Consider the following 19,408-nt stretch of genomic DNA (forward strand, 5'->3'; position numbering starts at 1 on the left):
ATCGACATGGGCAGGCGAGGCCAGTTCGTCGCATGGCGGGGCCGCCTGCCCGGAATGGATGCGGTGATGGCCGAAAGCAGCCATCATTTTCCGCGTCACATGCATGACCAATATGGCATCGGGCTGATTGATCGCGGCAGCCAGAAGTCAGCCAGCGGGCGCGGTCCGGTCGAGGCTGGCGCAGGAGACGTCATCACGGTCAATCCCGGCGAGGTGCATGATGGCAGCCCCATCGGCGATCACGGCCGGGCCTGGCGCATGCTCTATTTCGATCCAGCCCTGATGCGAGAGGCGATCGGGGATATACGTGAAGGCGGGAGCGCAACCTTCGAGATCGCCGAGCCGGTGGTGCGTGACAGCCGGGTCGCCGGCCTCTTCGCCAGCCTGTTCCAAAGCCTTACCGGGGATGCGACAGATGTCGACGGCCTCCGCCGCGAGGAGGCCTTGCTGATGTTGCTGGCACATATTCCGGGGGCGGCCGCGGAGCGTTCCGCCATCCTTCCCGCCATCGGGCTTGCCCGCGAACATATCGACAGCGATCCAATCGCGCCCGTAAGCCTCTCTGATCTGGCCGGGATGACGGGCCTGAGCCGCTTCCAGGTGGTGCGCGGCTTCGCCCGTGCAACCGGCATGACGGCATATGCCTATGTGATGCAACGCCGGCTGCAACTGTCGCGACGCCATATTGCGGGAGGCATGGCGCTCGCCGAAGCCGCTGCGGCGGGCGGCTTTGCCGACCAGAGCCACATGACACGGCTGTTCGTGCGCAGCTACGGCATTTCGCCTGGTGCCTATGCGGCGGCACGGGTCTCCTGAACCGGGCTTCGCTCGCTGCAATTGTGTTCAAGACGGATCTGCCGTCGTCGGGGCATCCCTGTGTTTTTCACGGGAGCCGCTGCATGTCCCTCGACTATCTCGTCACCGCCCTCGTCATCATCCTTCTGCCCGGCACCGGCGTGCTCTACACGCTGGCACTCGGCCTGAGCCAGGGCTGGCGGGCCAGCGCCCTGGCCGCCTTCGGTTGCACGCTCGGCATCCTGCCTCATCTTGCTGTCGCCATTGTCGGCCTGGCGGCCCTGCTGCATGCCAGCGCCGTCGCCTTCCAGGTCCTGAGCTATCTCGGCGCCGCCTATCTTCTCTACATGGCCTGGAGCGTCTGGCGCGACGGCAGTACCCTGCAGTTGTCAGGCGAGCAGCAGCGCCTGCGGCCAGCCCGCATCATCCTGAAAGGCGTGGTCCTGAACATTCTCAATCCCAAATTGTCGCTGTTCTTCCTGGCCTTCCTGCCGCAGTTCGTTCCGCCCGCAGCGGAGTGGCCGATAGCCACCATGACCGAACTTTCCTTCTGGTTCATGGCCCTGACCTTCCTGGTCTTTCTCGGCTATGGCGCCTGCGCCTCGGCCGTCCGCAGCCAGGTGGCGCGGCGGCCGGTCACGCTCATCTGGCTGCGGCGTGGCTTTGCCCTGGTTTTTGCAGGCCTGGGATTGAAGCTGGCTTTCTCGCGGTTGTGATGTCGGAAATACGCCGGCGCCGACGTCCTTGTTGCAGAGGATGCGATGTGCCGGAGGACCTGCCGATGACCGATAAGACCCGAATCGAACTGCTGAACATCAATCACCCCGGCAAGGCCTGGGCGGCGGATGCGGCCATGTACGCGGCGATGAAGGCCGCCATTCTGGCCTTGCTGCCGGATGGCAAGCCGGGCCTGACCGTGGCGCAGATCCAGGCCCGGGTGCCGGCCCTACTGCCGGAGAATCTCTATCCCGGCGGTGCCAAGGCGGGCTGGTGGGTCAAGGCCGTGCAGCTCGACCTCGAGGCGCGGAGTATCATCCGGCGCGAGAAGGTCTCGCCGCTACGTCTTCACAAGGCCTGACTCGTTTGAGAAAGGCCTCCTGGCCCTTCTCAAAAAATACTTCGGCTCTTGTCAGAGCAGTCCGTTTTCCTGGGCCAACACGCGCAGATTGGTCTGCGGGCGGGCTCCGACATGCTGGATCACCTCGGCGGCGGCCAGCGCGCCGAGCTTGAGCGAGGCCAGATGCGGCAGGCCGCGGGCAAGGCCGAACAGGAAGCCTGAGGCGAAGAGGTCGCCGGCGCCGGTGGTATCGACCAGCTTGTCGATCGGGAAGGCCGGCACGGAGACGCGCGTGCCGCCCTCGATCGCCAGCGCCCCGTCTTCCGAGCGGGTCACGATGGCGAGGCGGCAGTCCTTCTCGACCTGGGCGAGCGCCGTCTCGAAATCAGAGGTCTCGTAGAGCGACTTGATCTCCTGGGTGTTGGCGAACACGGTGTCGACCACGCCCGAGCGCATGAGGTGGAGGAACTCGCCGCGGAAACGGTCGACGCAGAAGGAGTCGGACAGGGTGATCGCCACGCGCCGTCCGGCCTTGTGGGCGATATCAGCGGCTTTCAGGAAGGCGTCCTTGGCATCCTGGGGATCCCACAGATAGCCTTCCATATAGGTGATTGCGGCGCCTCGCACGACATCCTCTTCGATGTCGGCCGGGCCGAGCAGATGGCAGGCGCCGAGATAGGTGTTCATCGTGCGCTCGCCATCGGGCGTGATGAAGATGAAACTCTTGGCGGTGGAGGGACCCTCCGTCAGCGGCACCGTCTCGAAATGGGTGCCCTGGGCGCGCAGGTCGTGGGTGAAGACCTTGCCGGCTTCGTCACGCTTCACCTTGCCGAAATAGGCGGTCTTGCCACCCAGGGAGGCGACGCCGACTGCCGTATTGGCGGCCGACCCGCCCGAGATCTCGATGCTCTGGCCCATGGCTGCGTAAAGGTGGTCGGCCCGTTCCTCGCTGGTGAGGATCATGGCGCCCTTGGCGAGGCCTTCGCGGACCAGGAAATCGTCTTCGGTCTGGGCAAAGACATCGACAATGGCGTTGCCGATGGTGAGAACGTCGAAACGAGGTTTCGCGCTGGAAGGGGATTTGGGCATGCAGTATCTCTGTTTTGCGCGCGCGGACTATAGCGATGTGCTGCGTTGCGGCAAGGAAGAGTTGCGACGCAACCAGTGCCGTCGCTGTCGTTCGGAGTTCTGATGGCCTTCCTGCGTAACGCTGCCTCGGTCGGATTCGCGACTCTCGCCTCCCGCATTCTCGGTTTCATCCGTGACACCATGGTGGCGGCGGCGCTCGGGGCCGGGCCTGTGGCCGATGCCTTCGTGGTCGCCTTCCGCCTGCCGAGCCTGATGCGTCGGCTGTTTGCCGAAGGTGCCGTCAACACGGCTTTCGTACCTCTTCATGCCGAGGCCGAACGGCGCGGCGAGGGCGAGGCCTTTTCCGACCAGGTCTTCACGCAGGTCGCCCTGGCGTTCTTTCTGGCCTCGGCCCTGGCCCTCGTGGCGATGCCGCTGCTGATCGAGCTGATTGCACCCGGGTTCGGCAAAGGCGGCGGCCGTGTCGATCTTGCGGTTGCCCTGTCGCGTATCACTTTCACCTATTGCCTGGCGACGGCCGTGATGGTGGTGGCTTCGGCCGTGCTCAACGTGCATGGCCGTTTCACGGTGGCGGCCTATGCACCGGCTCTCGTCAATGTCGTTACCATCGCCGCCCTGCTCGGCGCCCCCTTGCTGGCCCGGCTCGACCAGGAGGCTTTGGCGCGCCTGCTGGCCTGGTCGATCTTCGTCGGAGGCCTCGCCCAGGGTGGACTGGTTTTCTGGGCCCTCCATCGGGCCCGCCTGCGGCTGCGGCTGGTCAAGCCACGTTGGACACCTGCAGTCCGGCGTTTCTTCCTGCTCGCATTGCCGGGGGTGCTGACGGCGGGGGCGACGCAGGTCAACGCCTTCATCGGCCTGATCGTGGCCTCCGCCGATCCCGGTGCCGTCACCTGGCTCTATTATGCCGATCGCCTCTACCAGCTGCCGCTGGGCATCATCGCGGTGGCGCTCGGCAACGCCCTGCTGCCGGAACTCGCCCGGGCCAGCAGCCAGGAAGACCGGCAGGCCGAGAGTGGTACTCTCAGCCGCGCGGTCGAATTCGCGGCCTTTCTCAGCTTACCGGCAGCGCTGGCCCTGATCGTGCTGGCCGGCCCCATTGTCTCCGTCCTGTTTGAGCGTGGCGCCTTCTCCGCCAATGACAGCGCCGCCACGGCGCTGGCGCTGGCGGGGTTTGCCGCCGGCCTGCCGGCCTTTGCCGGGGCCAAGGTGCTGCAGCCTCTCTTTTTCGCGCGCGCCCGCATGCGGCTGCCCTTCATCATCGCGCTGATCGGCGCCGTGGCCGACGTGGCCCTGTCGCTCGCGCTCTTTCCGGCCTGGCGCCAGGTCGGCATTGCCGCCGCCGCCGCGGCCTCCGGCTGGATCAATCTCGTCCTGCTGGCCCTGTTGGCCTGGCAAAGCGGGCTGTTGCAACTCGACAGACCCGCCTGCCGCCGACTGCCCCGGATCGCCGCCGCCGCCGTCCTGATGCTGGCCGCCCTTTATGGAGCGGCGGGGGCCGTGGAGAGCTGGCTGATCGCAGGGCAGCCCCTGGCTGTGCGCGTAGTGACCCTTGCACTCCTCTGCGGCGGCGGGCTGATTTTCTACCTGGGTGCCTGCCTGCTGCTGGGAGCCATCGATCGCAAGGCCGGACTGCGGGCGCTACTGGCACGCCGTGCGCCGGAGGCCGGCGGATAACCATCGGCCTTCATTGCGAATTCGGCTGTCGAAGCGCCCCATCCTGTCACGGCTTGAAGCCGGTGCGGTCGGCCGCAGTGATGGTCCTGATGACCTGGGCTGGAACGCCAGCGGCAATCACGTTCGGCGGGATGTCGCGCGTGACCACGCTGCCCGATCCGACGATGGCATTGTCGCCGATACTCACGCCCGGATTGATATGGACGCCGGCACCAACCCAGACCCGATTGCCGATTCGTACCGGCCTGGCCTGGCAGGCGCCGGCAGCACGCTCGATCGGATCGATGGCATGGTTGGCGGTGTAGATGCCGACCCGCGGTCCGAGCAGCACGTAATCCCCGATCTCGACGCTGGCGCCATCCAGGATTACGCAGTCGAAATTGGCGTAGAAGGAGCGTCCGATGCTGATGTTGAAGCCGAACTCGCAGCGAAAGCTTGGCTCGAACAGGGCGCCGGTGCCGACCGATTTCAACAGGCTGCGCAGAATGGCCTCGCGCGCTTCGGCCGGCTCGCCGATGCTGCGGTGATAGGCGCTGGTGAGTTCGACCGCCCTGGCACGAGCGGCGATCAGTTCAGGGGTAAGGTCGTTATACACGGCGCCGCTGAGCATCAGCGCGCATTGGGCCTCCAGATCCACCGGGACCTCCTGTTTTGAAGCAATGCGGCTCAGCCGAACACCGGGCGCATGAAGCTGCGTTCATAGCGCACGATGCTGCGAACCTGCTTTTCCTCGGCCAGGATGGCCTGGCATTCCGGATCGACGGCCAGGCGCTGGCGATAGTCCTCATAGGCGGCGAGGCTGGGGAAGCTGAACAGCGCATAAGCAAGGTCGCTGGCGCCCTCATGCGGCAGGAAATAGCCGTGATGCGTGCCGCCCATGCGGTTGACCACGGGAATCCAGGCCTTGGCATAGGCTTCGAAGGCATCGAGTTTCCAGGGATCGACAACATATTTCAGATAGCAGGTAATCACGGATGGCCTCGCAGCTATGGCGTTTCGCGATTTGACGGAGTCACCTCGAATCGCAAAGACGCGTCGAACCGAAGAGTTGGAGCAGCAAGCGTTCAGTCATGAACGCGCGTTGCTCTGGAGCATGGTGCCGGAAAGAGGGCGCCCGTTTCCTACAACATCGGATCCGATTCTGGATCAGGCCCGCTGCTGCCGCGCAGGCAGATCAATAGTCGACGCCGGTGAGGTAGAGCCCGTGCGGCGGCGCCAGCGCGGCGCAGCGGGTGCGGTCGCGGGCTTCCAGCACATCGACCAGATCCGCCTTGCTCCAGTCGCCGGAGCCGACCCGGCGCAGCGATCCCACCATGGAGCGGACCTGGTTGTGCAGGAAGGAGCGGGCCGTGGCGATGACATGGATCTCGTCGCCCACGCGCATCACGTCGAGGCGGTCTAGCGTCTTCATCGGGCTCTGGGCTTGGCAATCGGCCGAGCGGAAAGTGGTGAAGTCGTGGTGGCCGATGAGACCCTGCGCCGCATGATGCATGGCTTCGGCGTCCAGGGACTTGCGGATGTGCCAGGCGCGATGGCGCTCCAGCGCCAAGGGCGGGCGGCGGTCGATCAGCCGATAGAGATAGCGCCGGCCCCTGGCGGAGAAGCGCGCGTCGAAACTGTCGGGCATCTTCTCGACGCCGAGGATGGTGACGTAGTCGTCCTGCAGGGTCAGGTGAGCGTTGAGCGCGTCGCGTACCCTGTCGGTGGTCCAGTCCTTGGCCAGCATCACCGAGGCGACCTGCCCTGTGGCATGCACGCCGGCGTCGGTACGGCCGGCACCCTGGATGCGCAGGGTCTGGCCGGTGAAGGCGAGGATCGCCTCCTCGATCGCCTGCTGTGCAGACCGACCATTGGCCTGCGCCTGCCAGCCGACATAGGGCGTGCCGTCATATTCGATCAGGAGCTTGTAACGCGGCATTCGGGTACTTCGTTGCTGAAGTCAGGCCTCTACGCCATCAGGGCGCGGGAGTCACGCAAGCCGCGCGCCCTGCACCAGCGGCGCGCCCTTGAGGAATTCGGCGGCACCCATCGGAGTCTTGCCGGCGCGCTGGACCTGGACGAGGCGGATGGCGCCACTGCCGCAGGCGACCGTCAATTCGTCGTCGAGCAACGTGCCTGCGACGCCATAGCCATCGGCAAGCTGTGCGTGCAACACCTTCACCCGCTGCGGGCCCTGGCCCCAATCGGCTTCGAACCAGGCACCCGGAAAGGGAGATAGACCACAAATGTGGTTATGGATTTCCTGGGCCGGGCGCGACCAGTCGATACGGGCCTCTGCCTTGTCGATCTTGCGGGCGTAGGTCACGCCCTCTTCGCTCTGGGCCGTGAAGGTGAGTGTGCCGCGCGAAAGGGCGCCGAGCGCCCGGGCCATCAGGTCGGCGCCGAGGAGGGAAAGGCGGTCATGCAGCTCGCCCGCCGTCATGTCCGGCTCGATTTCGATGCTGTCGGCCAGCGCGACCGGGCCGGTATCGAGGCCTTCCTCCATGCGCATCACCATCACGCCGGTCTTGGTGTCGCCGGCCATGATGGCGCGCTGGATCGGGGCGGCGCCGCGCCAGCGCGGCAGCAGCGAGGCATGCAGATTGAGGCAGCCTTCCGCCGGGGCCTCCAGGGCCGCCTTGGGCAGGATCAGGCCATAGGCGACCACCACGGCGACATCGGCGCCGAGGCCGGCGAAGGTGGCGATGGTTTCTTCGTCGCGGAAGCTCTTGGGCGTGAACACGGGGATACCGAAGCCTTCGGCCAGTTTATGCACCGGCGAAGGCGCGAGAGTCATGCCGCGGCCAGCCGGTGCCGGCGGGCGCGTATAGACGGCAACGACCTCATGACCCTGGCTGAGGATCTCGGCCAGCACCGGGCGGGCGAACTCCGGCGTACCCATGAAAACGACGCGCAACGCCTCAGCCTTCCGCCGGGCGCGGTGCTTCGCGCTCGCGTTTCTCCCGCTTGAACTGCGGCAGTTCGCCGGTCTTGGCCGCCTTGGTGAATTTGCGGATCACCATGTCGCGCTTGAGTTTGGAGATGTGGTCGATGAACAATTCGCCGTTGAGGTGGTCGATCTCGTGCTGCAGGCAGGTCGCCATCAATCCATCGGCTTCGAGCTCGGCCTGCTTGCCCTCGCGGTCGATATAGGCGACGCGCACCGTGGCCGGCCGCTCGACATCGGCATAGTAGTCGGGGATGGAGAGGCACCCCTCCTCATAGACGCTGCGCTCGTCCGAGGACCACACGATCTCCGGATTGATGAAGACATGCGGCTCCGGCGGCTCGTCTTCCTTGGCGAGGTCGATGACGACAAGGCGGCGCGGCACGGCGATCTGGATCGCCGCCAGGCCGATGCCGGGCGCGTCATACATGGTTTCCAGCATGTCGTCGGCGAGCTGGAGCAGCTCCGCATCGACGCGCTCGATCGGCGCGGAGACGAGGCGGAGCTTGGAGTCGGGCAGGATGATGATCGGTTTGATGGCCATGTCAGGCAGATAGGATGCCGCGCGCGAGGCGTCAATGCGAAAGCGGGTTGGAGACGCTCCTGGGACCGCCGGCATCCTGCCGGCCTTTGGAACCACCGCGCTTGCAGGAGAGGAAGAAGCCGGCAGGATGCCGGCGGTCCCAGGAGAAACGGTACGAAACGCCCTATTCGAGCACGGTCATCACCTGTCCGCGCCGTTCCGGGCTGAAACGGATGACGACGATGATGCAGATGGCGACGACGCCGGCGAACAAGGCCAGGGCATAGCCGTAGCTGCTACCCGGCGCCTCGGCGATATAGGCTTGGATGACGTCACCTTTGGAGGCCGCTAGGTTCCCGGCTTGATAGATGAAGCCGGGTAGTGTTGCCCGGACCGAACCAGGCGAAAGCTCATTGAGATGTACTGGAATGACTCCCCAGGCACCCTGCACGGCTATTTGCATGACGAATGCTCCGGCGGCCAACATCATTGGGGTGGTGCTGTAGGCCCAGAGCGATAGGGAAGGCAGTGCGATCAGGCAGGCAATGGTGATAGCGTTGACGCGACCGATGCGTTCCGACAGCGTGCCAAACGCTAGGCCGCCCACGATGGCGCCGATATTGGCGACAATTGTGATCCAACTAACCGTATGAGCGTCCAGGCCGTGCTGCTTCTTCAGGAAGGTTGGATAGAGATCCTGCGTGCCATGACTGAACAGATTGAAGAACATCATCAGCACCACGGCATAGAGGGCGATGCCCCAATGGCGCTGCAGGGTTTCGCCGAGACTAGGCTTCGCCTGGTCCCGTGCCTCGGTGAAAGCCGGCGATTCCGGCACATGCGACCGGATGAAGAGCACGATCAGGGCGGGCAGGACGCTGAGCAGGAACATGGTGCGCCAGCCGACGACATGGCCGCCGATGGTCTGGCCATAGATCAATCCATAGACGATGGCCGCCAGCAGATAGCCGGCCGGATAGCCTGCCTGGAGCAGGCCCGACACCAGGCCGCGGGCCGATGGCGGGATAGATTCCATCGCAAGCGAGCTGCCAAGGCCCCATTCGCCGCCCATGGCGATGCCGAAGATGGCGCGCAGGATCAGGAATACCATGAGATTGGGCGAGAAGGCGGCCAGGGCGCCGATCACCGAATAGCTGACGATGTTGAGCATCAGGATCGGCTTGCGCCCGAAGCGGTCGGCCAGCCTGCCGAAGATGAAGGCACCGATGAAGCGGGTCGCCAGAGTGAAGAACAAGGCTTCGGAAACGGCGGGAACGCCGACCTGGAATTCGGCCGCGATATCCGTGAGCAGGAAGGTCAGGAGGAAGAAGTCGAAGGCGTCGAGTGTCCAGCCGAGAAAGGAGGCTAGGACGGTCTTCTTCTGTTGTGAACTGAGGGGCAAGCGATTTCTCCCTTATGGCCATCGGCCGGCCACAGGGAAGGGACAGTCATTTCCGTTCCTGCAGCCGCTTTTGCTTGGATCGACGCAATGAACGTCGCCAAGGAAGCCCCCTGCCGGCCATAGAAGTCCTGAAATCGTCGAAGCGCCACAAAAATATGCTGATTCAACTGATGCGTGTATTTGGTTGGGCATGCCCGCCGTCGAAGTTGAAACGCTCGACGATCACGCCGTCGTCTTGTCCTCGAACAGGCAGATGTCACGGATCAGGCAGGTGGGGCAGGCAGGCTTGATCGCCTTGCAGACATAGCGCCCATGCAGGATGAGCCAGTGATGGGCGTGGCGGGCATAGGTCGCCGGCACCACTTTCTCCAGCCCCAGTTCCACTGCCAGCGGCGTCTTGCCGGGCGCGAGGCCGGTGCGGTTGGCGACCCGGAAGAGATGGGTGTCCACGGCGATGGTCGGCAGGCCGAAGGCGATGTTGAGCACGACATTGGCGGTCTTGCGGCCGACGCCCGGCAGCGTTTCGAGGATCTCGCGCGAGCGCGGTACCTCCCCGCCATGGTCTTCCACCAGCAGCCGCGAAAGGGCGATGACGTTCTTGGCCTTGGTGCGGAACAGGCCGATGGTCTTGATGTGACCGATCAGCGCTTCCTCGCCGAGATCGATCATCTTGGCCGGCGTGTCGGCGATGGCGAACAGCGCCTTGGTTGCCTTGTTGACCCCGACATCGGTGGCCTGGGCCGAGAGCACCACCGCCACCAGCAAGGTATAGGCATTGACGTAGTCGAGTTCACCCTTGGGTTCGGGCAGGGCTTGCGAAAAGCGGCGGAAGATCTCGGTGATTTCGGCCTGCGGCAGGGCGGCGCGCTGGGTGCCGGCCGAGGCCGCGGCGGCGTTGGCCTTCGCCTTGGTCCGGCCTGCCGACTTTGTCGCAGGGGAGGCAACGGACAGGGCGGGCATTTGAGTCTGGCGGCGGGGCATGAAAGGCTTATAGTGGGCGACCATGCAAAGCGCCAACCCGAAAACGCCTCAGCAGGCGCCTCAAGAAGCGGTCCAAGAGGCGGCTCAAGAAGCGGTCTTGGAGGAGCCGGTCTTCGATGCCGTGCTCTATCCCCATCGCTCGCTCGGGCCGCGGGGCTTTCGCAACCTCCTCGTCGTGGTCGGCTGTGCCTCGACGCTGCTTTCCATCCCTTTCTACATGATGGGGGCTTGGCCCGTGGTCGGCTTCTTCGGGCTCGATGTCGGCCTGCTCTATGTGATGTTCAAGCTCAATTATCGCGGGGCGAGGCTGCGCGAACATGTGTTGCTTACGCCCATCAGGCTCTTGTTCTCGCGCATCGATCCCAAGGGGCAGCGCCGGGAATGGGTCTTCAACCCGCGCTGGGTGCGGCTGCAGCGCGACGAGCATGAGGAGTTCGGCGTGATGCGCCTGGCCCTGGTCCAGCGCGGCCGCGAGGTTGAAATCGCCCGTTTCCTAGGGGCCTCCGAGAAGGGCGAATTTGCCGATGCCTTTACCCGGGCCCTCAACAAGGCGCGGCGTGTCTGACGGCCTTGTCGTAGCTTTCGGGTGGGAAGCCCGGTGAAGCAGGTCTATCCAGGGCACAAGTGATGATGCCTGGAGACATCCGATGTCGATAACCCTGCCCGATTTTGCCGAAGTGCCGCTGGCTTCGCCGCTCGCCAATTCCCCCGAGGACTATGATCGCATCCGCAAGGCGGTCGCCTATATCACCAGGAAGGCGCAGCACCAGCCTTCGCTCGAGGACATTGCCGGCCATGTCGGCCTGTCGGTCTCGCATTTCCACCATCTCTTCCGGCGCTGGGCCGGCATCACGCCCAAGGATTTCCTGGCGGCGGTGACGCTCGACCGGGCCCGCGACCTCCTGCGCGATTCCGCCTCGATCCTGGATGCCACCTACGAGCTCGGCCTGTCGGGTCCGGCGCGCTTGCACGATCTGTTCGTGACCCACGAGGCAATGACACCAGGCTCGTTCAAGACGGGCGGGGCTGGCCTCACCATTTCCTATGGCTTCCATCCTTCGCCCTTCGGCACGGCGCTGGTGATGGTGGCGCCGCTGGGCCTGGCCGGCGTCGCCTTCGCCGATCCGGGCGAGGAGGCCGTTGCTTTGGCCGACATGCGCAAGCGCTGGCCCAATGCGGAACTGCGCGAGGATTCGATGGTGACGGCCCCCTATGCCGGCCGCATCTTCGATCCGAGCCGGTGGCAGGCCGACAGGCCGCTCAACGTGGTGATGATCGGCACCGATTTCGAAGTGCGGGTCTGGCGCACCTTGCTGAAGATCCCGATGGGGCGGGCCACCACCTATGGCAATATCGCCAGCCATATCGGCAATCCCAAGGCCTCGCGCGCTGTGGGCGCGGCGGTGGGCAAGAACCCGCTGTCCTTCGTGGTGCCCTGCCACCGTGTCATCGGCCGTTCCGGCGAATTGACCGGCTATCACTGGGGCCTCACCCGCAAGCAGGCCATGCTGGGCTGGGAAGGCGGACGGGTGCGCAGCGGGACGGCGTAAGATAAGGAGAGCGCGGACATCTCAGCGACTTGAAGACATGTCGCGATGTCCGCTCTTCCTTTCCGGAAACGTTGCGGTTCCAAGAGCGGACAGGATGTCCGCGCTCCAAGGCTTACGCCAGGCTGCTACGGCCGATCTGGTCGATGCGCTCCACGCCGGTGAGCGTCATCGCCACCCGCATCTCCTTGGCGATGATGTCGAGCAGGTTCTCGACGCCGGCCTGGCCGGCGCTCGCCAGCGCATAGGCGAAGGCACGGCCGAGCATGACGCCCTTGGCCCCCAGGGCCAGCATGCGCACCACGTCGAGGCCGGAGCGCACGCCGGAATCGGCGAGCACAGTCAGCTTGTCGCCGACGGCGTCAGCGATCGCCGGCAAGGCCCTCGCGCTGGAGAGCACGCCGTCGAGCTGGCGTCCGCCATGGTTGGAGACCACGATGCCGTCGGCGCCGAAGGCGACGGCATCACGCGCATCCTCGGGGTCGAGAATGCCCTTGATGATCATCGGTCCCTTCCAGAATTCGCGGATCCATTCGAGATCCGACCAACTGATCGAGGGATCGAAATTCTTGGCGAGCCAGCCGATATAGTCGGCCAGGCCTGTGGGCTTGCCGAGATAGCGCGAGACATTGCCGAGGTCGTGCGGCTTGCCCATCAGCCCGACATCGAGGGCCCATTGCGGCTTGAACATCGACTGCAGGATGCGGCGCTGCGGGCCGAACGGGCCCGACATGCCCGAATGCGGATCGCGATAGCGGGCGCCCGGGGTGGGCATGTCGACGGTGAAGACCAGCGTGGTGATGCCGGCGGCCTGGGCGCGCTCCAGGGCGTTCTTCATGAAGCCGCGGTCGCGTAGCACGTAGAGCTGGAACCAGATCGGGGCGGGGCTGGCCGGCACCACCTCCTCGATCGGGCAGATCGAGACGGTGGAGAGCGTCATAGCGATGCCTTTGGCAGCCGCGGCCTTGGCTACCTGCACCTCGCCGCGGCGGGCCAGCATGCCGGTGATGCCGACGGGGGCGAGGATCACCGGCATGGCGAATTTGCGCCCGAAGATCTCGGTTTCCAGGCTCAGCTTGTCGACATTCTTGAGAATGCGCTGCCTGAGGCTGATCCCTTCGAGATCGCTGACATTGGCCCGCAGCGTGTGCTCGGCATAGGCGCCGCCATCGACATAGTCGAACATGAAGCGCGGCAGCTTGCGCATGGCGGCGGCGCGATAGTCGGAGGGGGAGGCAATGATCATGGGAACGCAGGAAGCCGTAAGGAGATCGTTTCTCTCCGTTTAAGCATTATTGGAGGGGATGGCTATGCCTTCCCCTTCATTTTGTAAGACAAGTGCGCCGGAGCGCGCTTGCTTGCTGGAACCTCAGCCCTTCAGTTCCTGCTTGCTGGCGATGGTGGTATCCGGATTCAGGCGGTAGACGATCGGCACGCCGGTATCGAGCTCGCGCTTGACGATCTCCTCGCCCGTCAGGCCTTCGAGCGCCATGATCAAGGCGCGCAGCGAATTGCCATGGGCGCCGACCAGCACGGTCTTGCCGGCCATCACCTGGGGTTGGATACGGTAGATGTAATAGGGCAGCACGCGCGCGGCCGTATCCTTCAGACTCTCGCCGCCGGGCGGCGGCACATCGTAGGAGCGGCGCCAGATATGCACCTGTTCCTCGCCGAACTTCACCCGCGCCTCGTCCTTGTTGAGGCCGGAGAGATCGCCATAGTCGCGCTCGTTGAGGGCCTGGTCGCGGATGGTCTCGAGGTCTTCCTGGCCGAGTTCGCCGAGAATGATCTTGGTGGTATGCTGGGCGCGCGACAGCACGGAGGTGAAGGCGATGTCGGCCTTGAGCCCGAGCGCCTTGAGGCGACGCCCCGCCTCATGCGCTTCGGCCACGCCCTTCTCCGTCAGGCCGGGATCGCGCCAGCCCGTGAACAGGTTCTTAAGGTTCCAGTCGCTTTGGCCGTGGCGGCAGAGCACGAGAGTGGCGGTCATCAAAGGGGTCCCGTTTCAGGTCGCAATAGGGCTGACATAACCGGGATTGCAATTAATTGCACTGGCCGAATGCGCCGATGACTGGCAAAACGGTCGATGTCGCCGCCTCTGTTTTTCGTCGGGCCCGGTTTCAGGCGATGGCCCGATTGACGATCTTGTCCGGTTCTTCGCGTGCGTGATCAATCATCCCCTCTTCGCTATGGCTGGACCACGGGCGCCTGCGCCGCGGCGGCTGCGAAGGCTGCCTATGCGGCGTTGCTGGGCGAGGATTTTCCCGATCCCGTCGTCATTACCCTGCCGCGGGGCGAGCAGCCGGCCTTTGCCCTGGCCAGGCACGAGAGAGGCGAGGACTGTGCCAGCGCCACCATCGTCAAGGATGCCGGCGATGATCCCGACGTGACCCATGGCGCCCTGGTCTCCTCGACGGTCCGCCTGGGCGAGCCGGGCGCGGGCGTGACCTTCCGGGCGGGAGAGGGCGTGGGCACCGTCACGCGGCCGGGCCTGCCCTTGCCGGTGGGTGAGCCGGCCATCAATCCGGGGCCAAGGGGCATGATCGCCGCCGCCATCGCCGAGGTCGCGGCCGCGCATGGCGTTGCCGGGGATGTCGAGGTCACCGTCGCCATCGCCGATGGCGAGGCGATCGCGCGCAAGACCCTGAACGGCCGGCTCGGCATCGTCGGCGGCCTCTCTGTGCTGGGCACGACTGGCATCGTCGTGCCCTTCTCCTGCTCGGCCTGGATCCATTCGATCCATCGCGGCATCGACGTGGCACGCGGGGCCGGGCTTGATCATGTCGCTGGCGCTACCGGTGCCGCTTCGGAAGAGGCCGTGGCCAGGCTCTATGGCCTTCCGGAGATCGCACTGATCGACATGGGGGATTTCGTCGGCGGCATGCTGAAATATCTCAGGGTGCATCCGGTGCCGCGCGTCACCGTGGCCGGCGGCTTTGCCAAGATCACCAAGTTGGGCCAGGGCCTCCTGGACCTCCATTCGCGCGCCGGCCCGGTGGATTTCCGCTGGCTGGCGGAGCGGGTGGAGGAACTGGGCGGCAATGGCGAGACGGCCTCTCGCGTCTCGCAGGCCAATACCGCGATCGAGGCTCTGGAGATCGCCGGGGAGGCGGGGCTCGATCTGCCGCCCCTGGTGGCGCGATATGCCTTGAAGACGGCGAAGGCGGTGATGCGCGATGCGGAGATCAGCCTCGACATCGCCATTTTCGATCGTGACGGCCGGCTGTTGGCGCGTGCGGATTGAAATCCGGGTGCGCGGGCATCTTGCCCATGCTGTCTACCCACAACCGCTGCGCTTCCAAGAACGGGTAAGATGCCCGTGCACCCGGAAATATCGCCTTGCTCAGCCGTGGCCGGTATTGGTGATGATGCAGTTGAGGAACTTCACATAGGAGCCCAGGCCGGTGCGCGGAGCGGGCTGGTTGCGGGCAAAGCAGCGGTCCTGCACCTCGGCGGCGGGCGGCGCGCGCCAGATTCGGCGCAACTGGTTGTAGGACATGATTTCCTGCGTTTCGCAGTTCTGGACCATCACGGCATTTCCCTTGCCGAGCTGCTGGCAGAACAGCTTGTACTGGTAGACCGGCAAGGTGGTGGCCTGGGCGGGCTGGGCCCCCGCGCAGAAGGCGGACAGGCAGAGCAAGAGAGCGGCGAAACCGGACGCCGGACGCTTCATGATGGTATTCCTCGACCAAAAGGGCGTTGCCAAAAGGGCATCGCTCGGTCTGCTTACCGTGCCGGTGTTAAAAAAACGTCGCCGGGCGCCATGTAGCGTCCTCTTGATCAAGCCGCAGGCTCGAGCAAGAGGAAGCTACGAGATTTCAAATATTCTGCTTGCCGGGCAAGGTCGGGAATTGGGCATTCGCCGGCCGCGCCTGCCTTCTGAATAGGCTTGCCTAGTCGGCAGGCATGTCGCTACGCTGTGCATGTTTCTTGATCGGGGGTCCCATCTTGTCGATCGTTGCCGCCCTCTATCACCGCACGACCTATGACTACGACCGTCCGGTGATCCTGTCTCCCCAGATCATCCGGCTCCGGCCCGCTCCTCATTCCCGAACGCGTATCGTCAGCTATGCGCTGAAGGTCGAGCCTGCTCAACATTTCATCAACTGGCAGCAGGATCCGCACGGCAATTGGCTCGCCCGCTTCGTGTTTCCGGAACCGGCGACCCGTTTCCAGATCGAGGTCGACCTCGTTGCCGATTTTTCGGTGATCAATCCCTTCGATTTCTTCGTGGAGGAGTACGCCACCCATCTGCCCTTCGCCTATCCGGCCGAGCTGGCGCATGAACTGGCGCCCTATCTGGAGATCGAGCCGGCAGGAGAGGGGCTCGCTGCCTTCATGGCCTCGATCGACATGGGTGGCCAGCAGGTCGTCGATTTCCTCGTCGGGCTCAACCAGCGCCTGCAGAGCGAAGTCGCCTATACGATCCGTATGGAGCCGGGCGTGCAAAGCCCGGAGGAGACGCTGGCGTTGCGCTCGGGCTCCTGCCGCGACAGCGCCTGGCTGCTGGTGCAGGTCCTGCGCCGGCTCGGCCTCGCCGCGCGTTTCGTCTCCGGCTATTCGATCCAGCTCACCCATGATCTCAAGGCGCTCGACGGCCCGCGCGGCGTCGATGCCGATTTCGCCGACCTGCATGCCTGGGCCGAGGTCTATCTGCCGGGTGCGGGCTGGATCGGCATGGATGCCACCTCCGGGCTGCTCACCGGCGAAGGTCACATCCCGCTGGCGGCGACGCCTCATTATGTCTCGGCGGCCCCGATCAGCGGCTCGCTGAGCGCGGCCGGGCCCGTCAAGACCGAATTCTCCTTCGAGATGCCGGTGCGGCGCATCGCCGAATCCCCGCGCGTGACCTTCCCCTTCTCCGATGAGAGCTGGCGCGAGCTCGATGCGCTGGGCCAGGAGGTCGAGGCCGATCTCGTCAGCCAGGACGTGCGCCTGACGCTGGGCGGTGAGCCCACTTTCGTCTCCATCGACGACTATCAGGGTGAGGAGTGGAACACCGGTGCGGTCGGCCCGACCAAGCGCGGCCTTGCCGACAGTTTGATCCGCCGCCTGCGCGCGGCCTTCGCGCCCGGCGGGTTCCTGCATTACGGCCAGGGCAAATGGTATCCCGGCGAATCCCTGCCGCGCTGGGCCTTCGCGCTCTACTGGCGCAAGGACGGCCAGCCGATCTGGCGCAACGCCGAGCTGATCGCCCGCGAACCGAAGCCGGCGGGCGGGCCGAACGGCAAGCATCCGATCCGCAAGGTCTTCGATCCCGAGCCGATGCGCATCCTGGCCGAGGGCGTGGCGGAGCGCCTGGGCATCGAGCCCGACTTTGCCGTGCCGGCCTATGAGGATGCTGCCCACTGGATTCTGCAGGAGGGCCAGCTACCCGACAATGTCGATCCGATGGAGTCGAAGCTCGCCAATCCCGAGGACCGCGCCCGCATCGCCCGTGTCTTCGATCGCGGGCTCGACCAGCCGGCTGCCTATGTCCTGCCCGTGCAGCGCTGGAACGCGGAGCGGCGCGATGGCTGGGTCAGCGAACTCTGGCGCATGCGCAGGGGGCACCTGTTCCTGGTACCTGGCGATTCGCCGGCTGGCTACCGGCTGCCGCTGTCGAGCCTGCCCCACGTCCCGCCCGCCGCCTTTCCGCATGTGCATGCAGCCGATCCGATCGTGCCGCGTGGCCAGTTGCCGGACCGATCGGAGCTGTCGCGCCAATTCCGGCGCATCGACGCCAACAAGGAGGGCAGCCTCAAGCAGCAGACGCAGGTCGGCCAGGAGTTCGGCACCGGCGTGGTGCGCACGGCGATGACCTTCGAAATTCGCGACGGCGTTTTATGCGTGTTCATGCCGCCGGTGGCCGGCGTCCAGGATTATCTCGAATTGCTCGCCGCCGTCGAGGAGACGGCCGAGGCCAGCGGCCTGACCGTACATATCGAAGGCTACCCCCCGCCTTATGATCCACGCATCCAGGTGATCAAGGTCACGCCCGATCCCGGCGTGATCGAGGTCAATATCCAGCCTGGCGCCTCCTGGGCCGAGACCGTGGCAATCACCTCGACCATCTATGAGGAGGCCAGGCTCAGCCGGCTCGGCGCGGACAAGTTCATGATCGACGGTCGCCATGTCGGCACCGGCGGCGGCAACCATGTCGTGCTCGGCGGAGTCACGCCCGCCGATAGCCCCTTCCTCCGCCGGCCGGACCTGCTCAAGAGCATCGTGCTCTACTGGCAGCGCCATCCTTCGCTGTCCTATCTGTTCTCGGGGCTGTTCATCGGACCGACCAGCCAGGCGCCGCGCATCGACGAGGCCCGGCATGACAGCCTCTACGAACTCGAGATCGCCATGGAGCAAGTCAGGGGGCCGCATATCGGCAGGCCCGCCGGTGGTTCAGGTGACAACTTGCCGCCGCCCTGGCTGGTCGATCGCCTCTTCCGCAACCTCCTGGTCGACGTCTCCGGCAACACCCATCGTGCCGAGATCTGCATCGACAAGCTCTATTCGCCGGATTCGGCCACGGGCCGTCTCGGCCTGATCGAGTTCCGCTCCTTCGAGATGCCGCCGGACTATCGCATGTCGCTGGCCCAGCAGCTTCTGCTGCGGGCCCTGATCGCCTGGTTCTGGCGCGAGCCGCAGGAGGGCTCCTTCGTGCGCTGGGGCAGCCAGCTGCATGACCGCTTCATGCTGCCCCATTTCGTCTGGGCCGATTTCCAGGACGTACTCGCCGACCTCGCCCGGGCCGGCTATGCCTTCGATCCGGTGTGGTACCAGGCTCAGCTCGAATTCCGCTTCCCGTTCTACGGCAAGGTCGATTATGAAGGGGTGAGCCTGGAAGTGCGCCAGGCCCTCGAACCATGGCATGTGCTGGGCGAGGAGGGCTTTGCCGGGGGAACGGTGCGATACGTGGATAGTTCAACCGAGCGGCTGCAGGTCAAGGTCGAGGGCTTCAATCCCGCCCGCCATGTCATCGCCTGCAATGGCCGGCGCCTGCCGATGAACGCCACCGGCCGGGCCGGGGAGGCCGTTGCCGGCGTGCGCTTCAAGGCCTGGCAGCCCGCCTCCGGCCTGCATCCGACCATCCCGGCGCATGCACCGTTGACCTTCGATGTCATCGACACCTGGTCGAACCGCTCGCTAGGCGGCTGCACCTATCATGTCGCCCATCCGGGCGGGCGCAATTACGAGACCTTCCCGGTCAACGCCTATGAGGCACAGGCCCGGCGCCTCGCCCGCTTCCAGCCCATCGGCCATACGCCGGGCTGGCCGGCGGTTCCGTCCGAGGAAAGCAATGGGGAGTTTCCCTTCACCCTCGACCTGCGCAGGGCGGCTCGATGAGGGGGAGAAAGACAGCGGATGTTTTTCTTGGCGGATTGGATGCATTCACCCTTCTTCCCTTGTGGGAGAAGGGATCTTGTTCTGACAGGCT

The 19,408-nt window shown here is 65.2% G+C and carries 20 protein-coding genes; 9 read left to right on the forward strand and 11 right to left on the reverse strand.

The features are described 5' to 3' along the window. Positions 1 to 6: 6 nt before the first annotated feature. The 3 genes from ACTJKX_RS15670 (at position 7) to ACTJKX_RS15680 (ending at position 1,873) form a co-directional block, all read left to right on the forward strand. A complete protein-coding gene (locus ACTJKX_RS15670; protein ID WP_440725820.1) occupies positions 7 to 816 on the forward strand; it encodes an AraC family ligand binding domain-containing protein in 810 nt (269 codons plus the stop codon). An 83-nt stretch (positions 817 to 899) separates the two neighbouring features. Continuing rightward, a complete protein-coding gene (locus ACTJKX_RS15675; RefSeq protein WP_440725821.1) occupies positions 900 to 1,511 on the forward strand; it encodes a LysE family translocator in 612 nt (203 codons plus the stop codon). A gap of 65 nt (positions 1,512 to 1,576) precedes the next feature. Then, positions 1,577 to 1,873 carry a DUF6958 family protein gene (locus ACTJKX_RS15680; protein WP_367625525.1) on the forward strand — a complete coding sequence of 99 codons (297 nt, stop codon included), beginning with the start codon at positions 1,577 to 1,579 and terminating at the stop codon, positions 1,871 to 1,873. A gap of 51 nt (positions 1,874 to 1,924) precedes the next feature. Here ACTJKX_RS15680 and ACTJKX_RS15685 read toward each other — a convergent pair whose 3' ends face one another. Further along, positions 1,925 to 2,941 (reverse strand): adenosine kinase, encoded by a 1,017-nt coding sequence (locus ACTJKX_RS15685; RefSeq protein ID WP_367625526.1) that lies wholly within the window; start codon positions 2,939 to 2,941, stop codon positions 1,925 to 1,927. A gap of 102 nt (positions 2,942 to 3,043) precedes the next feature. On the opposite strand from ACTJKX_RS15685, the gene murJ reads away from it, so the two are divergent. Next, complete coding sequence (murJ, locus tag ACTJKX_RS15690) at positions 3,044 to 4,615, forward strand: murein biosynthesis integral membrane protein MurJ (RefSeq protein WP_440725822.1); 1,572 nt, start codon at positions 3,044 to 3,046, stop codon at positions 4,613 to 4,615. A gap of 46 nt (positions 4,616 to 4,661) precedes the next feature. On the opposite strand, the gene ACTJKX_RS15695 is transcribed toward murJ, so the two are convergent. From ACTJKX_RS15695 to nth, 7 genes are all read right to left on the reverse strand, one after another. Beyond that, positions 4,662 to 5,225, reverse strand: coding sequence for a sugar O-acetyltransferase (locus ACTJKX_RS15695; RefSeq protein WP_394314670.1), 564 nt, complete (start codon positions 5,223 to 5,225; stop codon positions 4,662 to 4,664). 56 nt (positions 5,226 to 5,281) lie between these two features. Continuing rightward, entirely contained in the window at positions 5,282 to 5,587 is a 306-nt protein-coding gene (locus tag ACTJKX_RS15700; protein WP_367625528.1) for an NIPSNAP family protein, read from the reverse strand. A 202-nt stretch (positions 5,588 to 5,789) separates the two neighbouring features. Next, positions 5,790 to 6,533: a tRNA pseudouridine(38-40) synthase TruA gene (gene truA, locus ACTJKX_RS15705; RefSeq protein WP_415083239.1), complete on the reverse strand. Its 744-nt coding sequence runs from the start codon at positions 6,531 to 6,533 to the stop codon at positions 5,790 to 5,792. 51 nt (positions 6,534 to 6,584) lie between these two features. Continuing rightward, a complete protein-coding gene (fmt, locus tag ACTJKX_RS15710; protein WP_394314620.1) occupies positions 6,585 to 7,511 on the reverse strand; it encodes a methionyl-tRNA formyltransferase in 927 nt (308 codons plus the stop codon). Positions 7,512 to 7,515: 4 nt separating this feature from the next. Then, positions 7,516 to 8,085, reverse strand: a complete 570-nt coding sequence (gene def, locus ACTJKX_RS15715) for a peptide deformylase (RefSeq protein ID WP_394314619.1) — start codon at positions 8,083 to 8,085, stop codon at positions 7,516 to 7,518. Between the two features lie 163 nt (positions 8,086 to 8,248). Next, entirely contained in the window at positions 8,249 to 9,466 is a 1,218-nt protein-coding gene (locus ACTJKX_RS15720) for an MFS transporter (protein ID WP_440725823.1), read from the reverse strand. A gap of 222 nt (positions 9,467 to 9,688) precedes the next feature. Further along, positions 9,689 to 10,426, reverse strand: a complete 738-nt coding sequence (nth, locus tag ACTJKX_RS15725) for an endonuclease III (protein ID WP_440725824.1) — start codon at positions 10,424 to 10,426, stop codon at positions 9,689 to 9,691. A 118-nt stretch (positions 10,427 to 10,544) separates the two neighbouring features. On the opposite strand from nth, the gene ACTJKX_RS15730 reads away from it, so the two are divergent. Both ACTJKX_RS15730 and ACTJKX_RS15735 read left to right on the forward strand, forming a co-directional pair. Further along, positions 10,545 to 11,012 (forward strand): DUF2244 domain-containing protein, encoded by a 468-nt coding sequence (locus ACTJKX_RS15730; protein WP_311938610.1) that lies wholly within the window; start codon positions 10,545 to 10,547, stop codon positions 11,010 to 11,012. A gap of 82 nt (positions 11,013 to 11,094) precedes the next feature. Continuing rightward, positions 11,095 to 11,997 carry a methylated-DNA--[protein]-cysteine S-methyltransferase gene (locus ACTJKX_RS15735; RefSeq protein WP_394314617.1) on the forward strand — a complete coding sequence of 301 codons (903 nt, stop codon included), beginning with the start codon at positions 11,095 to 11,097 and terminating at the stop codon, positions 11,995 to 11,997. Positions 11,998 to 12,109: 112 nt separating this feature from the next. Here ACTJKX_RS15735 and lldD read toward each other — a convergent pair whose 3' ends face one another. Continuing rightward, a complete protein-coding gene (lldD, locus tag ACTJKX_RS15740) occupies positions 12,110 to 13,240 on the reverse strand; it encodes an FMN-dependent L-lactate dehydrogenase LldD (RefSeq protein ID WP_394314616.1) in 1,131 nt (376 codons plus the stop codon). A 123-nt stretch (positions 13,241 to 13,363) separates the two neighbouring features. Next, complete coding sequence (locus ACTJKX_RS15745; protein WP_311943636.1) at positions 13,364 to 13,984, reverse strand: 2,3-bisphosphoglycerate-dependent phosphoglycerate mutase; 621 nt, start codon at positions 13,982 to 13,984, stop codon at positions 13,364 to 13,366. Positions 13,985 to 14,155: 171 nt separating this feature from the next. Here ACTJKX_RS15745 and ACTJKX_RS15750 point away from each other — a divergent pair, with 171 nt between their 5' ends. Further along, complete coding sequence (locus ACTJKX_RS15750) at positions 14,156 to 15,238, forward strand: cobalt-precorrin-5B (C(1))-methyltransferase (RefSeq protein WP_440725825.1); 1,083 nt, start codon at positions 14,156 to 14,158, stop codon at positions 15,236 to 15,238. A 99-nt stretch (positions 15,239 to 15,337) separates the two neighbouring features. Here the strand turns inward: ACTJKX_RS15750 and ACTJKX_RS15755 are convergent, their stop codons facing one another. After that, on the reverse strand, positions 15,338 to 15,667 hold the full coding sequence (locus tag ACTJKX_RS15755; RefSeq protein WP_311943640.1) for a hypothetical protein: 330 nt from the start codon (positions 15,665 to 15,667) through the stop codon (positions 15,338 to 15,340). Between ACTJKX_RS15755 and ACTJKX_RS15760 the strand changes: the two genes are divergently transcribed. Beyond that, positions 15,666 to 15,881: a hypothetical protein gene (locus ACTJKX_RS15760; RefSeq protein ID WP_440725826.1), complete on the forward strand. Its 216-nt coding sequence runs from the start codon at positions 15,666 to 15,668 to the stop codon at positions 15,879 to 15,881. The genes ACTJKX_RS15755 and ACTJKX_RS15760 overlap by 2 nt on opposite strands. Before the next feature lie 61 nt (positions 15,882 to 15,942). After that, the gene (locus ACTJKX_RS15765; protein ID WP_440725827.1) at positions 15,943 to 19,317 is read left to right on the forward strand and encodes a DUF2126 domain-containing protein; all 3,375 of its coding nucleotides are present in this window, start codon (positions 15,943 to 15,945) and stop codon (positions 19,315 to 19,317) included. Positions 19,318 to 19,408: the final 91 nt, after the last annotated feature.

The sequence above is a fragment of the Labrys sp. 22185 genome (assembly GCF_052045555.1).
GTDB lineage: Bacteria > Pseudomonadota > Alphaproteobacteria > Rhizobiales > Labraceae > Labrys > Labrys neptuniae.

Bases quoted from the DNA above. Each gene is read 5' to 3' on its own strand.
- ACTJKX_RS15760 (WP_440725826.1), top strand. From the start codon at position 15,666: ATGATGGTATTCCTCGACCAAAAGGGCGTTGCCAAAAGGGCATCGCTC.
- ACTJKX_RS15745 (WP_311943636.1), bottom strand. From the start codon at position 13,984: ATGACCGCCACTCTCGTGCTCTGCCGCCACGGCCAAAGCGACTGGAAC.
- lldD (WP_394314616.1), bottom strand. From the start codon at position 13,240: ATGATCATTGCCTCCCCCTCCGACTATCGCGCCGCCGCCATGCGCAAG.
- ACTJKX_RS15675 (WP_440725821.1), top strand. From the start codon at position 900: ATGTCCCTCGACTATCTCGTCACCGCCCTCGTCATCATCCTTCTGCCC.
- ACTJKX_RS15735 (WP_394314617.1), top strand. From the start codon at position 11,095: ATGTCGATAACCCTGCCCGATTTTGCCGAAGTGCCGCTGGCTTCGCCG.
- murJ (WP_440725822.1), top strand. From the start codon at position 3,044: ATGGCCTTCCTGCGTAACGCTGCCTCGGTCGGATTCGCGACTCTCGCC.
- ACTJKX_RS15680 (WP_367625525.1), top strand. From the start codon at position 1,577: ATGACCGATAAGACCCGAATCGAACTGCTGAACATCAATCACCCCGGC.
- def (WP_394314619.1), bottom strand. From the start codon at position 8,085: ATGGCCATCAAACCGATCATCATCCTGCCCGACTCCAAGCTCCGCCTC.
- nth (WP_440725824.1), bottom strand. From the start codon at position 10,426: ATGCCCGCCCTGTCCGTTGCCTCCCCTGCGACAAAGTCGGCAGGCCGG.
- ACTJKX_RS15695 (WP_394314670.1), bottom strand. From the start codon at position 5,225: ATGCTCAGCGGCGCCGTGTATAACGACCTTACCCCTGAACTGATCGCC.
- ACTJKX_RS15670 (WP_440725820.1), top strand. From the start codon at position 7: ATGGGCAGGCGAGGCCAGTTCGTCGCATGGCGGGGCCGCCTGCCCGGA.
- ACTJKX_RS15755 (WP_311943640.1), bottom strand. From the start codon at position 15,667: ATGAAGCGTCCGGCGTCCGGTTTCGCCGCTCTCTTGCTCTGCCTGTCC.
- ACTJKX_RS15685 (WP_367625526.1), bottom strand. From the start codon at position 2,941: ATGCCCAAATCCCCTTCCAGCGCGAAACCTCGTTTCGACGTTCTCACC.
- truA (WP_415083239.1), bottom strand. From the start codon at position 6,533: ATGCCGCGTTACAAGCTCCTGATCGAATATGACGGCACGCCCTATGTC.